Raw genomic sequence first — 15,114 nt, forward strand, 5'->3', positions numbered from 1 at the left:
CCGACATGCCCGAGGGAAACGCCGAAACGGTCGCGACCTCGCCGGAGGCGGTGGCCGAGCGCCTCGCCGCCTCGCGCTATCTGGCCGACGACAGCCTCGCCACCGCGATCTTCCTGGCGATCCGGCTGGGCAAGCCACTGCTGCTCGAAGGCGCGCCGGGCGTCGGCAAGACGGAAGCCGCCAAGGCGATGGCCGAGCTGCTCGGCCGCGATCTGGTGCGCCTGCAATGCTATGAAGGCATCGACGCGGCGCATGCGCTCTATGAGTGGAACTATCAGCGCCAACTGCTCGCCATCCGCCATGCCGGCGAGCACGAGATCGACATCTATGATGACCGTTTCCTGATTGCCCGGCCGCTGCTGCAGGTGTTGAAGGCGCCGGAGCGGCGCGTGCTGCTGGTCGACGAGATCGACCGTTCCGACCATGAATTCGAAGCGCTGCTGCTGGAATTCCTGTCTGATTTCCAGATCAGCATCCCCGAGCGCGGCACCATCCGTGCCGCCGCTCAGCCGATCGTCATTCTGACTTCGAACCGCACCCGTGAACTGGCCGAGGCGCTGCGCCGCCGCTGCGTCTATCACTGGATCGGCTACCCCGACGCCGAACGCGAGGCCGCCATCATCATGCTGCGTGCTGGCGATGTCGCGGAGGCTACCGCGCGCGCGGTGGCGGCCGCCGTGCAGACCATCCGCGCCCGCCCGCTCGCCAAGCCGCCCGGCATCGCCGAAGCCGTCGAATGGGCCAATGCCGCGACGATCCTGGAAAAGGGCGGCAGCCCGTGGCCGGAAGCCTTCCGCCGCGCCATCGGCGTGTTGATCAAGGACGAGGAAGACCTCTCCTACATCGCCCCCGAGCTTGGCCGCATCGTCCAGGAGGCACTGGCGTGAGCCGGGACGTCAACGATCCCTTCGCCCCGTTCACGGGGAGAAGGTGCCCCGAAGGGGCGGATGAGGGGCGGCGCCACGATGGCCAGAAGTCGGCGCTGCCCCTCACCTGCCTGCCGGCATCCTCTCCCCGTAAACGGGGCGAGGAGAGCGTACCTCCCGCTGCGGCGCCCTTGCTCGGCTTCGCCCGCCTGCTGCGTCGCTACGGCTTTGCCATAGCCCCCGAACAAGTCTCCGGCTTCATGCAGGCGGTAACCTTGCTTGGCCCCCGCTCGATGGCCGACATCCGCCAGGCAGCGCTGGCCACCCTGGCGCCGCCACCTGACCGCCGCGACGAATTCGAGGCGCATTTCCAAAGCCATTTTTACGGCAACACATCAGCCGTGGTGGAAGGCGACAGCGACGAGGAAACCCGCGTCAAGGATGATGGCGGCGCCGACGACGAGCGGATCGAAGCCGAGCAGCGACAGGAAGGCGGCGAGCTATCCTCGGCGATCGAACAGTTGAGCAGCCGCGACTTCCAGCACGACGACGACAGGCTAACCGCCTTTCGTCGTCGACTGTCGAACGCCTTGCCCGCGCGCCGCTCCTTCCGCACGGTGCGCACCCATTCGCGCGGCAAGCTCGACCTGCGCCGCTCGCTCAGGGAAATCGTCAGCGCCGATGGCGATATCCCCTCACCCTTGTTGCGCCGCCGCCAGACCGTGCCGCGCAAACTGCTGATCCTGATCGACGTGTCCGGCTCGATGAAGCTGCACACGTCTGATTATTTGAAGCTCGCGCATGCCGCCGTGCAAGGCGCTGACCGGGCAGAAATCTTCACCTTCGGCACGCGCCTAAACCGCATCACGTCAGCGCTGCGGATCCGCGACAGGGACCAGGCGTTGGCGCGCGCGGCAGCCCAGGTCGACGACTGGGACGGCGGCACCCGCATGGGGCCAACGCTGCGTGCCTTCCTCTCCGTGCCGCGTTTTTCCGCCTTCGCACGTGGTGCGGCAGTGATCATCCTGTCCGACGCGCTGGAGCGCGGCGACCATGCCGAAGTGGAGACGGCGATGCGCCGGCTGAGCGCCCGTGCTTTCCGGCTGTCGCTGGCGACACCTTTGGCCGGCGACCCGCGCTTCCAGCCGGCAACGGCCGCGCTGCGGGCCATCCTGCCTGATCTCGACGATCTGGTCGACGGCTCGTCGCTCGCCGGCCTCACCGATTTCATCCTGTCGCTCGCCCGCCCTGCTCCACGGGCGGCGACAATCTGGAAAAGGGTATCGTGATGCAGAAAGCCATCGACGCGCATTTCCACATCTGGCGCCAGCAAGACCAGCCCTGGCTGGTCGGGCCGATGGTGCCGCGCATCTTCGGCCCCTACGAGCCGATCCGACGCGACTACCTGATCGAGGAGTTTCTCGCCGACCAGCAAGGTTCCGGCGTCGAGAAAGCGGTCTACGTCCAGACCAACTGGGCGAAGGAGGATTTCGAGAAGGAAGTCGCCTTCCTGCAGAAAACGGCTGATGAAGCCGGATGGCCGCACGCCATCGTCGGCTACACCGATATGACGGTGGACGATATCAGACCCCAGATCGACCGCTTGAAAAAATATCCGCTGCTGCGCGGCGTGCGCATGCAGTTGCATTGGCACGAGACCCCGGCCTTCCGCTTCGCCACTGGCCCCGATCAGGTGATCGATCCCAGGGTACGAGCCAATGTGGCGCGGCTGAAGGATTATGGCCTGTCCTTCGACCTGCAGCTCTTTCCCGCCCAGATGAAAGACGGGTTGACGCTGGTCGGAGAAAATCCAGAGACCAATTTCATCCTCACCCATGCCGGCATGCTGACCGGCATGGATCAGGAAACCACCGAAGCCTGGAAGGCTGGGCTGCGCACGCTGTCGGCGGCGCCGAACGTCTACGCCAAGCTCTCCGGCCTCGGCACCTTCGTCCACCGCAACGACGCGACGCTGATCGCCTATATCGTCGACAACGCGATCGAGATATTGGGCGCGGATCACCTGATGTTCGGTTCCAACTTCCCCATCGAGAAGTTGTGGACGAGCCACGCCGAACTGATCAAGGCCCACCGCGCGGCTGTAGCGAAGCACGGTCCGGCGGCCGAGGCTGATATCTTCTGGAATACGGCGGAGCGGATCTACCGGCCGGCTTGACCGCCAGGGAGTTCGCCGCGCCATTGCAGCGGCGATGCCCTGGCAAGTCCTTACTGCGTCGGCAGCATGCCTTCCACGTCGCTTGCCGCATCGGTGAGCGCTTCCTTGGGCGTCGCCGACTGGTCGACGATCCGCGACAGATTGTCGACGATGGTCTGCGTCACCTTCACGCCGTTGGTGCCCGGAAAGGCATACCACGGAACCATCAGTGGCATCTGGCTGAGCCCGGCCTGGAACAGCGGGTTCTTCTTGTAGAAATCGCCGAGATAGTCGGAAGACTTTGCCGCGAGTTCATTGTTGGGGACATAGCCGGTACCGGGCACGACGACCGACGCGCCATAAGGGCCGGCGGCGAATTTCGCGAATTTCCAGGCGGCGTCCTGCTTGGCGGCATCCTTGGTCAGGATGACCACGGCATTGCCGCCGGTCGGCAGATGGCCGTTGGCCGGATCGATCAGCGGGATCTTGGCCGTCCGCAGCGTGAACTTGTCGCCGACGTTCTTGATGGTGTTGACCAGCGCGCCGGTGGTCTGGAACTCGAAGCCAACCTTGCCGGCCGCGAAGGCCTGCTCGCCAGCCGGCTTGGTGAAGACCGGCATGCCGCCCTCCTTCACCATCCGCTGCAGGATCTCGACTGCCTTCTCGCCTTCCGGCCCGTTGAAGGCGACCTTGCTTTCGTCCTCGTTCAGCATCTTGCCGCCGGCGCCGAACAGCAGCGCCGAAAACATCCAGTCGTCGCCCTGCCAGCGGAAGTCGATGCCGTCGACGCCATTGCCGAGCGCCTTGATCTTGCCGCCGAGCGCGATGACCTCGTCCCAGGTCTTGGGCGGATTGTCCGGATCGCCGCCGGCGGCCTTCATCAGGTCGGCGTTGTAATACATGATCGGGTTCGAGGTGGCGAAGGCGAGGCCGACCTGCTTGCCGTTGACCTGCGCCAGCTTCAGGATCGTGTCGGAGAAGCCGAGCTCAGCCATGTTACCTTCCTTCTTGACCAGCGGGCCAAGATCGACGGCAACGTCGCGTTCGTTGAGCATGCGCAGGCGGTTGAGACCGATGAAGGTGATGTCGGGCATTTCGTCGGTGCCGGCCTGGCGAAGGATGGTCTGGATGCCTTCCTCATAGGTGGCGGACGGGCTGGCGAACTGGATCTTGATGTCGGGATTTTCTTCCATGAACTTCTTCGAGATCGTGTCCATCACGTTCTTGAAGAAGCCGGGCATCGGATAATGGACCGTCAGCGTCGTGTCGGCATAGGCTGGAAGGGCTGTCGCCAGCGACACCGCCGCCGCGGCAAAAATCCTGGAGATATGCTTCATTGCCTCGTTGCTCCTTGTTGGCCCGGTCAGCCTTTGAGACCGGTCATGGTGATGCCTTCGACGAAGCGCTTCTGTGCGAACAGGAAGGCAACGACGAGTGGAAGGGTGATGATCAGCGTGGCGGCCATCAGCGCGCCGTAGTCGTCGCCCGCCTCGGCGGCGCGGAAATACATCAGGCCGAGCGGCGGCGTGGCGTAGGCCTGCTTGCTGACGACGATCAGCGGCCAGTAGAGATCGTTCCAGTGGGCGACCACCGAGAAGATCGCGAAGGCAGTGACCGCCGGCCACGCATTGGGGACGATGACTCGCGCGACGATCCCGAGCTCGGACATGCCGTCGAGCCTTGCCGCGTGGATGAGGTCGTCGGGCATGGCGCGGAAGAACTGCAGGAACATGAAGATCGCGAACACCGAGATGGTGAACGGCGCAACCAGCGAGGTGTAGCTGTTGAGCAGCGACATCCGGTCGAAGGCGACATAGAGCGGCAGCGCCGTGGCATGGATCGGCACCAGCAGGCCGAGCATCACCAGCACCATCATCAGCCGCGCGGCACGGAATTTCAGCTTGGCCATGGCGTAGGCGCAGGGAATCGCGACCAGCACCTGGAAGAAGAAGATCAGGCCGCACACGACGACGCCGTTCCACAGCAGTGTTGTCATCGGCACCTTGCTCAGCGCCTTGGCGAAATTCTCGGCGAAGTAGAAATGCTGGGGGACGAGCGACAGCGACGAGGTAAAGATGTCGCTCTGCGTCTTGCCCGCGGTCGAGATCATGAAGATGTAAGGCGCGAGGATCATCAGCGCGCCCAGCGAAAGCAGCGCGAAACGGATGATGCGGCCGGCAGGCAGGCTGGTCATGTGTAATGCACCCGCCGGTCGAGTACGCGGTATTGGAGAAGCATCAGCACGACCAGGATCGCAAGGAAGACGACGGTCATTGCCGAGGCATAGCCGACGCGCAGGTAGACGAAGCCTTCCTGGTAGATGGTGAACAGCAGCACTTCGGAGGCCTTGTTGGGCCCGCCATCGGTCAGCATCTTCACGGTTTCGAAGACCTTCACCGCATTGGTGATGCTGATCGTGACGACGAACAGCGTCGTCGGCCCGAGCATCGGCCAGGTGACCAGGAAAAACCGGTCGAGCGCCGATTTCGCGCCATCGACGTGAGCAGCGGCATAGAGCTCGCGCGGGATCGCCGTCAGGCCAGCCAGGAACAGCACCATGTTGAAGCCGACCGACTGCCAGACGCCGATGATCGACAGGCTGTAGAGCACGGTGCTGGAGGCGCCGAGCCAGTTCGGGCCAGGAATGCCGACCAGCGCAAGAAGCGCGTTGAGTGGCCCGATGGTCGGGTGGAAGAGATATTGCCAGACTGTCGCCATGGCGACGATCAGCGATGCGACCGGCAGGAAATACACGGTGCGGAAGAAACCGCGCGCCCGAGGTTCGCCTTCGATCAGCAAGGCGACGCCAAGGCCGAGCACGATCGAGACCGGTGCGACGATCGCCGTATAGACCGATGTGTTCCACAGCGATTTGCGGAAGGTGCGGTCGGTCAGGAGATGGGCGTAATTCTCGAAGCCGACCAGGCGGAATTTGCCATAACCGAGTTCGAAATCGGTGAAGCCGAGGAAGATGACGGCGACCACCGGCAGCAGCACGAACAGCAGCAAGAGCACGATCGCCGGGGCCGCCAGCAGCCAGGCGGTGCGGTCCTCGCTGCGCCTGTGGAGGGCCGCGGCGCTCGGGATATTGCCAGCCAGCGCGACGCTAGACATAGGCCGGCTCCTGGCGTGCAGGCGCGGCGCTCGCCGTGCGCAGCCGCTTTCCTTCCGGCCCGAAGACCATGGCCTGCTCGGGTGGGAGGAGGATACCCACCGGCATTCCCGCAATCAGGTCCCTCGCCTCGTGCGGCGCCAGCTTGGCGATGACGATGCCGCCGGTCGCGTCGAGCCGGCAATGGGCAATGACTTCCGAGCCGAGGAATTCCAGACGCTCGATCCGTCCGGCAAAGCCGCTCCGCCCGCTGGGAGACAGTTTGACGAGTTCGGGCCGGATGCCGAGGCTCACCGAACCATTCGCCACCTTTTCCAGCAGGGCCAGCCGGATGCCCAGGAAGTCGACCCGGCCATTTTCGGCAAGTGCCGGTATGATGTTGATCCTGGGCTGGCCGACGAAACGGGCGACCTCGATATGGGCCGGATCGTTGTAGATCGCCTCGGGCGCGGCGAGTTGCAGCAGATTGCCGCCGATCATCACCGCCATCCGGTCGGCCATCGAAAGCGCCTCGGCCTGGTCATGCGTCACATAGAGGGTCGGCACGCCGGCGCGGCGGTGCAGTTCGACGATCTCGCCACGGGCGTGCACCCGCAGATTGGCGTCGAGGTTGGAAAGCGGCTCGTCCATCAGGAAAATCGAGGGGCGCCGCACCATGGCGCGCGCCAGGGCGACACGCTGCCGCTGCCCGCCCGACATCTGACCAGGCTTGCGGTCGAGCAGATGATCGATCTTGAGTACCGTCGCCATCTCGCGGACATCCCGCGAAATGCCAGCGCGGATTTCTTTCTGGCCCGGCAATGCGGAGCCGACCAGCGGCAGGCGCTGCGTCCGGCTCAGCCGCTTCATGGCCAAGGGAACCGCGATGTTCTGGCCGGCCGTCAGATGCGGGTAGAGCGCGTAGGACTGGAACACCATGGCGATGTTGCGATCGGCCGCGGCGACCGCCGACATGTCCTTGCCAGCAACGAATATCTCGCCGCTGTCGGCATGATCAAGCCCGGCAAGAATGCGCAGCAAGGTGCTCTTGCCGCAGCCCGAGGGGCCGACCAGGGCGATGAACTCGCCCGCTTTGACATCGAGGCTGACGCCGTTCAGGACGGCATTGCCGCCAAAGGACTTGTTCAAGCCGCGGAGCGAGAGCGCGCTCATGACGCGACTTTCCTGCGGACCTTGTGCGCCTCGTGCGGGTAGACTTCCTCGACCACGTCATCGAGGACATGGACGGTCATGCCGGGAACAGCGACGATCTCGCTGGTGACTGTATCGTCGAATTCATGCACGACGGCGCCGAGCAGCCGTTCGCCCGGCATGTCGCGCTCCATGTCGCCGACGACGAAGGCGGCCGACGGACCCCAGACCAGCGCGGTGTTTTCGTATTTGCCTTGCCATGCCCGGTGCAGGTGTCCGCTGGCGAAAAGCGCCACGTCATGGGCACCGATCAGATTGTAGAGACGTTGCCGCTGTGCTGGGCGGACGCTCCAGTAACCGGTGTCACCTTCGCCGGGCGCGTCGATGAACAGCGGCTTGTGGGCGAAGAGCGCGACGCGCCGGCCGCCACGGCTTTCCAGCGCCGCACGCAGCCATTCGAACTGGGCCTCTTCCTCGGCATCATCAAAGCCCATCAGCAGGCTGTCGAGACCGATAAATCGCCAGTTTCCGGCGTCCTCCGTCCAATAATCAGGACCAACCAGCCGGCGCCAGCGCTCGAGGCGTTCCGCATTGACCGGCTGCAACGAACCGGGGAGATGGCCGACATCGTGATTGCCGGGCACCAGCAGCATCGGGACCGAAATTTCCCGCATCAGCTCCATGCAGAAGCCGATGTCGTCGTCCTTGTCGGCGCCGTCGACGCTGAGATCGCCGGTGTGGATGACGAGATCGGCGCCGCTCTGCGCGATCCAGGCGGCCAGCGGCTCCCAATTGCCGTTGAAATGCGGCTTGGTCGGGCTGAAATGGGTATCGGTGATCTGGACGATTTTCATGCCGGCTCCACTGCGAGAGCCGGCTGCCGGGAACCCACCGGCGCGACTTCGCGTGGGTCTCCTTAGTGCCGTTACATGTCACTTCCTTAACAGGCAGGGGACAAATGTTCCCCGCCATGCCGATAGGCTGGCTGGCCGCTAGCTTTTCACCTCGAATTGCGGATCGACCGGGATCTGCATGGCCGTGACCAGATGATTGGTCTGCCCGGCGAGCCCGATGATCGACACCAACTCGCCGTGCTGCGCGTCTGTCATGCCCTTGGCGCGCGCCGCCGCCGTGTGCGAATGCACGCAGTAGGAGCAGCCATTGGCGGTCGAAACCGCGATGTAGATCATCTCCTTGGTCAGCGGATCGATGGCGCTGTCGGCGACCATCACGACCTTCAACTGCTCCCAGATCCGCTTCAGCGCCGCCGGATCATTGGCCAGCCCGCGCCAGAAATTGTTGACGAAATCCGATTTGCGCGTGGCGCGGATATCGTCGAACACGGCCTTCACGGCCGGGATTATTTCCACCTCGGCATCGCTCAGGAGTTTTGTCGTGGCCATGGCGTTTCCTTTCGTTGGCTCGGTGGATCAGGTCGTTGATTCAGGTCTCGAGCAAAGGGGCTAAACCGGCTTTTCCGGTTCAGTTTTCGATGCGCAAAAGCGTTTGCAGATTTGCCGAAGCACTAAACTTCGTCATCCCTGGGCGAAGCAGGCGCGAAGCGCCGTCGCGGAGACCCTGGGATCCATTCCGTGACGTCTATCGAAGTGTGCAGCAGAGCGAAATTCCGCACCGTAGCAGCGCTTCCGAGCCCCGGCATGGATCCTCGGGTCTGCGCCGCGTCGCTGCGCTCCTTGCTCCGCCCGTGGATGACGAAATGGCGGATGAGGCGGCTAACCTCCGGTGTTCCATCCAACGGTGCGATCATCCGCCTTCCCCGCCCCCTAGTGCACCGCCGCGTACATGATCTTCTCCTCCGTGGCCTCCGCCGGAGAAAACTCCTCGACGATGCGGCCTTGCCGGCAGACGAGTATCCGATCCGACAGGTTCATGATCTCCGGCAAATAGGACGAGATCACCACCACGGCCAAGCCCTCGTCGGCCAGCCGGTTGATGATCTGGTGGATCTCCGCGATGGCGCCGACATCGACGCCGCGCGTCGGTTCGTCGAAAATGACGATGCGCGGCTGCTGCACCAGCCCCTTGCCGATCACCACCTTCTGTTGGTTCCCACCTGAGAGTTCGACCACGCGAGCATTGTCGTTGATCGCCTTGATGTTGAGCGTCTTCGTCCACTCGGCCGATAGCGCGTGCATCTCCTGCTGGTTGATCACCCAGGCCTTTTCACGGCCGGCCGCCAGCAGGCCGCCAAACAGGTTCTCGGCGATGCTCATCGTCTCGAAGATGCCTTCGCTCTTGCGGTCCTCGGTGACATAGACGATGCCGTCCGCCACCGCTTCGCTCGGCACGAGATAGCGCACCGGCCTGTCGTCGAGTTCGATTGTACCGCCGCGCAAAAAATCGCGCTTGTAGATGCCCGACACGACCTTGAAGGTCTCGGTGCGGCCGGAGCCGATCAGCCCGAACACGCCGGTGATCTGGCCCTCAAAGATCGAGAAGGAGTTATTGCGCACGACATTGCTCATCGAAATGTCCTGCACCGACAGCACTTTCCGGCCCGCCTTGCGCAGCTTGGCTTCGTCGCGCTGGCGGTAGATCTGCCCCGACAAAGTGCGCCCGACCATGGCGGCGACAATTCTGTCGCGGTCGAAGGCCGGCGTGTCGTCGGTGACCACCAGCTCACCGTCGCGCAGGATGGTGATGCGGTCGGCAATCATCAATGCCTCTTCCAGCGCGTGGCTGATGAAGACGATCGAGACACCGTTCGCCTTCAGCCGCCGGATCAGCGCGAAGAAATGGCGTTTCTCCTCCGGCGTCAGGGTCGCCGTCGGCTCGTCGAAGATGATGATCTCGGCCTTGTGGTGCACGGCGCGCGCGATCTCGACCATCTGCCGCTTGGCCGCGCCCAGCGTCGCCACCATGGCGTTCGGATCGACCGGAAAATTCAGCGACTGCAGGAACTGCTGTGCTGAAATATACGTGCCGCGCAGCCGGTTGAGGAATTTTTCAGTACCGAGATAGAGGTTCTGCGCCACCGTCATCGACGGCACCAGGCTGGTCTCCTGGAACACCATGGCAATGCCGGCCTCTAGCGCGGCATGCGGCGAAGCGTAGGCGATCTCCCGGCCCTTGTGGAACATCCTGCCGGACGTGGCGTCGACGACACCGGCGATGATCTTGGTTAGTGTCGATTTACCCGCGCCGTTCTCGCCGAGCAGTGCGTGGATTTCGCCTTTGCGCAGTTCGAAGCTGACGTTCTTGACTGCCGGAACGCCCCGATAATTCTTGGTGACGTTTTCGAGGCGAATAATTGGTTCCATCAGAAACCTCCCGAGGCGAGGTCGACGGCCAGCACGCAATCGCCACCCCTGGAAGCAACGAACAGCTGGCCGCCCTTTTCCACCACGCTGCAAATGCCGTGGCGTGTGCCGTTGGCGCGGCTGTGCAGGCTGAATTGGGGCTGCATGTTTTGATCGAGCTTGACTACCAGCCCGTAGGAACGGCTCGGCGACCACGGCTTGTGGATGCCCATGGTTCTGATGCCGCCACATTGCAGCGGTTCGAGGAAGCTGCGGCGGGAGGCCATCGCCGGCGCGATCCAGTAAGCCGGCGGCACCTGGTCGATCATGTCCTGGCGGTAGTGCGTTTCCTGCAGCACGAATTCGATCAGCCGGTTGCGTGGCGCGAACAAGGTCAGCCACGCCCCGCCATCGCCGGCCGGCGACAGCCGAGCGGGATAGCCGGGCAGATGCGTCATCACGGTCGAGCGATTGCCGGTCGCGCCATCGAAGCGCACGAGTTGGTGACGCCAGCTCTCGCTCACCAGCACATCCCTGCCAAGGGGCTGGAGCCCATAGGGAAAGGCGATCCCGCCGGCCACCTTGCGGAACTCGCCGCCCGCCCCGTCTCGTTTCCAAAGCGAACCGGACGCGCCCTTCGTCATCAGATCGGCGGCCCATTGCGATGGCGCATGCTCGGTCGACCCGTTGGCCAACCACAAAGTGCCGTCCTCGGCGTAGGCAACAGCGGTGATGCAGCTGACACCGGCCGGCAGCGAAACCTCCTTGCCCGATATCAGCAGCCCGCCGCTTTCGAGTCCCACCGTCAGTTGACCCGATGGCGACAGAGCCAGCGCCGTGATTGGGGAAGGAAAGGTCTCGACTACCTTCGGCGCGGTTCCGGCGGCAAGCGAATAGACGGCATTGCCGCTGGAGGCCAGCAGCCCGCCATCGGCAACCAGCAGATTGTCCGGTTCGGTTAATCCGACAAAAGCCGGCGCATCGTCGAGCAGCGTGTTGGGACGGAAGGCGCCGTCGAGCGGCGGGATGGTCACCGCCTTGCCGCGAAACATATCCAGGATTGGGTCGAGGATCATGGCTGCGCTCCCCAATATGAGGCGGAGCTGGTCCAGTTCGGGTCGGCGCCGGAAACCTTGTAGCGGCCGATGCGATTGTTGAGGATGCCGCCGACGAACAGATATCCCTTGTGCTCGCGCATCGAGGTGACCATCGGGTGCGCGCCGCCCGTCAAGTCGCCCATCGCCTCCACGATGCCGCCCTTCTCGTTGAATTTCACCACGCCGCCGGTGTTGATGTTGGGGAACAGCCATTCGTCCTGCGGCAGCCGGCGCGTCATGCGCTTGCGCATGTCGGGGTGGCGCAACGACAGGTCGAAGCTCGGCGTGCGCATGCCCAGCCACGCCATCCAGTAATTGCCGTCCGACGCGCGGTTGATGTTGTCGGGGTAGCCCGGCATGTCGCGGATGACGCATTCGGCGGTGCCCGCCTTCGGCCCTTCCAGCCAATAGCGATGCACCCGGCAGGCCCAGCTTTCGGCGAAGAACAGCGACTTGCCGTCATGCGCCATGCAGACACCATTGGTGTAACGGTAGCCGTCGAGCAGCGTCCTTGTCGACCCATCCCTGGGATCGTAGACCAGGAGGCGGCCGGTGGCGCGGTTCTCGATCGAGTCCAGCGCCCAGTCATGCGCGTCATAGCGCTTGGTCGAGTCCGTAAAATAGATGCGGCCGTCCGGCGCGATATCGCAATCATTGGGATCGCGCAGCCGCGCATCGTCGACGATCGAGGTCCAGGAGCGCGACGTCTCGGCCGACAGCCTTTTGACCGCGCGATCCGGAGAGACGGAATAGAGCCCCATCGCGCCGACGCAGCTGATCAGATTGCCCCCTTTGTCAAAGGCCAAGCCCAGCGGAAAACCGCCAATATGGGCGAACACCTCCGACCTGACATAATCCGGCGCGAAGAAGCGAACGATCTCGCCATGGCGCGTGCCGCAATAGAGATTGTCGTCGCGGTCGAGGATGACGTCTTCCGGCCCTTCCAATTCGCCGAGCCCGATATGGTCGGCCGCCGACAGCCGGTTGTCGAGCGCGTAAGGCGTGCCCGAGCCCGGCACCGCGGACTGGGTTTCGCCCATCCTGAGATAGACCGGCGCGACATAGACCTCGTTCAGCACCTTGTGGCGGTTCTTGAGCCAGCGAATGTCGATGGTCACCGCCACCGCCAGCATGATGCCGAGCACCATCTGGTTGGTACCGGTGCCATAGCCCAGCCGGATCAGCCCGTTGGTCATGGTCAGCACGATGATGGCGCCCATCAGCCCCTTGATGACCGAGCCGCGCCCGCCGCCGAGACTGACGCCGCCGACCACCGCCGCCGTCAGCGCCATGATCTCGAGATTGAGGCCAGTGCCCGGCCCCGCCCCGCTCAGCCGGCAGGCGATGAGAAAGCCGCCGATCGAGGCGCAGAAGCCGGAAAAGACATAGGTCATGAACACGGTACGGCGCACCCGGATGCCGGCATTGTGCGCCGAACGCCGGGAGCCGCCAACTGCCAGCACGTGCCAGCCCGGCCGCGAGCGCGTCAGCGCGATATGGGTGACGATGGCGAGGATGATCGCCAGCCACACCGAGACGGACAGGCCCCAGAAAGTGCTGTCGCCGATGAAATCGAGCACCTCGGACGTAGCGGTCGAAAGCTGCACATCGGCGGCATAGGTGGTGACCAGGATGTCGAACAGCGCCCGCCCGAAGATGAAGGTCACCAGCGTGGTGAGGAACGCCCGCAGCCTGAGATAGCCGACGAGGTAGCCGTTGATCGCGCCGAACACCAACCCGGTGGCGAGCGAGGCGGCCAGCGCCAGCCAGATCGACTGTTCGAGGATGAAGAAGACATAGACGGCGGAAAAGCAGGACAGCGCGAAGATCGAACCGACCGAGAGATCGATGCCGCCGCCCAGCATCACCACCGTCATGCCGGTGACGACCATCGAAAACTCGCCGAGCTGGCGGGTCGATTCCTGCAGGGAAGAAAGCTTGAAGAAGCCCGGAATGATCGAGCCGAAAGTCGCCAATGTCACCACCAGCGCCAGGAAGGGAATGGCGTTGTCGGTCCAGCGCTTGGTCAGGATCTCGCCGACGAGATGGTCGGGCACGAGATTGTAGCGCCAGGACTGGAGGCGTTCGCGAAAGCTCATCGGGTCACTGCTGCTAGGTCTGGGGCCACAAGAGAAAGAGGTGGTCGGACAATCCGGCCACCTCGTCGATATCGGTTGCAGACGATCAGCTTACTTCGCCGCCGCTTCGGCCTGCAGCGCCTTCAGGTCCCAGCAGCTGTCGGGCTTTAGGTCGGCCTTGGTCGTCGCCTTCTCCAGCGTGTAGATGTAGGTGTGGGAGGTGCCGGCCGGCTGGCCGCTCTGCAGCAGGAATTTGATGATGGCGTTCATGTCGCCCGATTGGCGGGCAAGATCGGTCATCACCACGGCGCCGTAGGTGCCGTCGTTCAGCTTGTCGCAATCGGCCGCCTTTTCGCCGCCGCCGGTGGTGACCAAAAACACCTTGCCGTCGAGCTTGGCGTCGCGGATCGCGGCCGATGCGCCGGTGGCATCGCCATCCCAGAAGTCGATGATCGAGCAGATGTCCGGGTTCTGCTGCAGCATGGTCGTGGTCACGTTGCGCGAGGTCGTCGCATCCCAGTTGGAATCGGGCTTGGCCACGACCTTAAAGTCGGGATGCTTGTCCAGCACCTTCATGATGCCGGCATATTGGTAAAGGCTGGAGGAGTTGGCCTGGTCGCCCTGCACCAGCCCGATCTTCTTGGACGAGTTCTCGCCGCAGCCCTTGATCGCGGCTTCCGCCTCGAGCTGGCCGAGCCGGTCCCAGTCGCTGCCGACGAAAGCATCGGCGGGAAAATTCGCCGGATTGTCGACCAGGATCACATAGGTGCCGGCGGCCTGCGCCTTCTTCATAAGCTTGGAATAGGAGTTGAGGTCCGGCGCATGGATGATCAGCACATCAGGTCTGGTGTCGGACGAGATCGCGTCGGTGATCGCCTGCGCGCCGGCATCGACGACCCAGTTGGGATCGCGCGTTTCGAACGTGCCGCCCCAGGCTTCGACTTCCTTCTTCAGATAATGCGCCCAGCCCTGCGCCAGGTCGAAGCCCATCGCTAGCGGCACCAGCATGACGCGCTTGCCTTTCAGCGCTTGTGCATAAGCAGCGGGGCCTGGATCGTCGGCGGCAAAGGTCGGCGCCACGAAGGCGGTGACAGCCAGCGCCGTGGCCGCCGCCATGAGTGTTCTGATCAGTTTCATGTCTCATCCTCTGGTTCGGTTTTCATTGCCGGCCGATCGTCCCGATCGGACCGGGTACCCCGAGCAAGATGGGCTAGCCCATCTGCTCTAAATGTCACCTTGTTGGGCGGTCTGTTCGTCGCGCGGATTGATGATGCCGTCGACGATGATGGCGCCGAGCAGGATCGCCGCCTTGATCAGGTTCTGGTAGAGCAGCGGAATGTCGATGATGGTCATGGCGTTGAGCAGGATGCCAATCAGCGCGGCGCCGACCAGCACATTGCGCACCCCGCCCCGCC

At 63.8% G+C, this 15,114-nt stretch carries 13 protein-coding genes and 1 pseudogene; 3 read left to right on the plus strand and 11 right to left on the minus strand.

What is annotated here, in order from left to right; translation table 11 throughout:
- Window positions 1–5 precede the first annotated feature (5 nt).
- Genes FJ527_RS07000 through FJ527_RS07010 form a run of 3 tightly spaced genes read left to right on the plus strand, consistent with a single transcriptional unit; the run spans window position 6 to window position 3,042 of the window.
- Window positions 6–887: a MoxR family ATPase gene (locus FJ527_RS07000; protein ID WP_140714465.1), complete on the plus strand. Its 882-nt coding sequence runs from the start codon at window positions 6–8 to the stop codon at window positions 885–887.
- The gene (locus FJ527_RS07005; protein WP_246677690.1) at window positions 884–2,155 is read left to right on the plus strand and encodes a VWA domain-containing protein; all 1,272 of its coding nucleotides are present in this window, start codon (window positions 884–886) and stop codon (window positions 2,153–2,155) included. Before FJ527_RS07000 ends, FJ527_RS07005 begins: the two co-directional genes overlap by 4 nt.
- Window positions 2,155–3,042, plus strand: coding sequence for an amidohydrolase (locus FJ527_RS07010; RefSeq protein WP_181166295.1), 888 nt, complete (start codon window positions 2,155–2,157; stop codon window positions 3,040–3,042). Before FJ527_RS07005 ends, FJ527_RS07010 begins: the two co-directional genes overlap by 1 nt.
- 50 nt (window positions 3,043–3,092) lie before the next feature.
- Here FJ527_RS07010 and FJ527_RS07015 read toward each other — a convergent pair whose 3' ends face one another.
- The 11 genes and pseudogenes from FJ527_RS07015 to FJ527_RS07065 all read right to left on the minus strand — a co-directional run.
- Entirely contained in the window at window positions 3,093–4,358 is a 1,266-nt protein-coding gene (locus FJ527_RS07015; protein WP_140714461.1) for an ABC transporter substrate-binding protein, read from the minus strand.
- A gap of 26 nt (window positions 4,359–4,384) precedes the next feature.
- Complete coding sequence (locus FJ527_RS07020; protein WP_140822364.1) at window positions 4,385–5,215, minus strand: carbohydrate ABC transporter permease; 831 nt, start codon at window positions 5,213–5,215, stop codon at window positions 4,385–4,387.
- Window positions 5,212–6,135, minus strand: a complete 924-nt coding sequence (locus tag FJ527_RS07025; RefSeq protein ID WP_015317092.1) for a sugar ABC transporter permease — start codon at window positions 6,133–6,135, stop codon at window positions 5,212–5,214. Before FJ527_RS07025 ends, FJ527_RS07020 begins: the two co-directional genes overlap by 4 nt.
- On the minus strand, window positions 6,128–7,285 hold the full coding sequence (locus FJ527_RS07030; RefSeq protein ID WP_140822366.1) for an ABC transporter ATP-binding protein: 1,158 nt from the start codon (window positions 7,283–7,285) through the stop codon (window positions 6,128–6,130). The genes FJ527_RS07025 and FJ527_RS07030 overlap by 8 nt, the downstream gene beginning before the upstream one ends.
- Window positions 7,282–8,118: a metallophosphoesterase gene (locus FJ527_RS07035; RefSeq protein WP_140822368.1), complete on the minus strand. Its 837-nt coding sequence runs from the start codon at window positions 8,116–8,118 to the stop codon at window positions 7,282–7,284. The genes FJ527_RS07030 and FJ527_RS07035 overlap by 4 nt, the downstream gene beginning before the upstream one ends.
- 138 nt (window positions 8,119–8,256) lie before the next feature.
- A complete protein-coding gene (locus tag FJ527_RS07040; protein WP_140665408.1) occupies window positions 8,257–8,667 on the minus strand; it encodes a carboxymuconolactone decarboxylase family protein in 411 nt (136 codons plus the stop codon).
- 381 nt (window positions 8,668–9,048) lie between these two features.
- The gene (locus tag FJ527_RS07045) at window positions 9,049–10,545 is read right to left on the minus strand and encodes a sugar ABC transporter ATP-binding protein (RefSeq protein ID WP_140822370.1); all 1,497 of its coding nucleotides are present in this window, start codon (window positions 10,543–10,545) and stop codon (window positions 9,049–9,051) included.
- Window positions 10,545–11,600, minus strand: a complete 1,056-nt coding sequence (locus tag FJ527_RS07050) for a hypothetical protein (RefSeq protein WP_140822372.1) — start codon at window positions 11,598–11,600, stop codon at window positions 10,545–10,547. The genes FJ527_RS07045 and FJ527_RS07050 overlap by 1 nt, the downstream gene beginning before the upstream one ends.
- Window positions 11,597–13,720 (minus strand): SMP-30/gluconolactonase/LRE family protein, encoded by a 2,124-nt coding sequence (locus FJ527_RS07055; protein ID WP_140822374.1) that lies wholly within the window; start codon window positions 13,718–13,720, stop codon window positions 11,597–11,599. The genes FJ527_RS07050 and FJ527_RS07055 overlap by 4 nt, the downstream gene beginning before the upstream one ends.
- Before the next feature lie 90 nt (window positions 13,721–13,810).
- A complete protein-coding gene (locus FJ527_RS07060; RefSeq protein WP_015317085.1) occupies window positions 13,811–14,836 on the minus strand; it encodes a sugar ABC transporter substrate-binding protein in 1,026 nt (341 codons plus the stop codon).
- An 87-nt stretch (window positions 14,837–14,923) separates the two neighbouring features.
- Window positions 14,924–15,114, minus strand: a pseudogene (locus FJ527_RS07065) (ABC transporter permease); the annotation flags it as partial.

It is taken from the genome of Mesorhizobium sp. B2-4-18, from assembly GCF_006441385.1.
Lineage (GTDB): Bacteria > Pseudomonadota > Alphaproteobacteria > Rhizobiales > Rhizobiaceae > Mesorhizobium > Mesorhizobium australicum.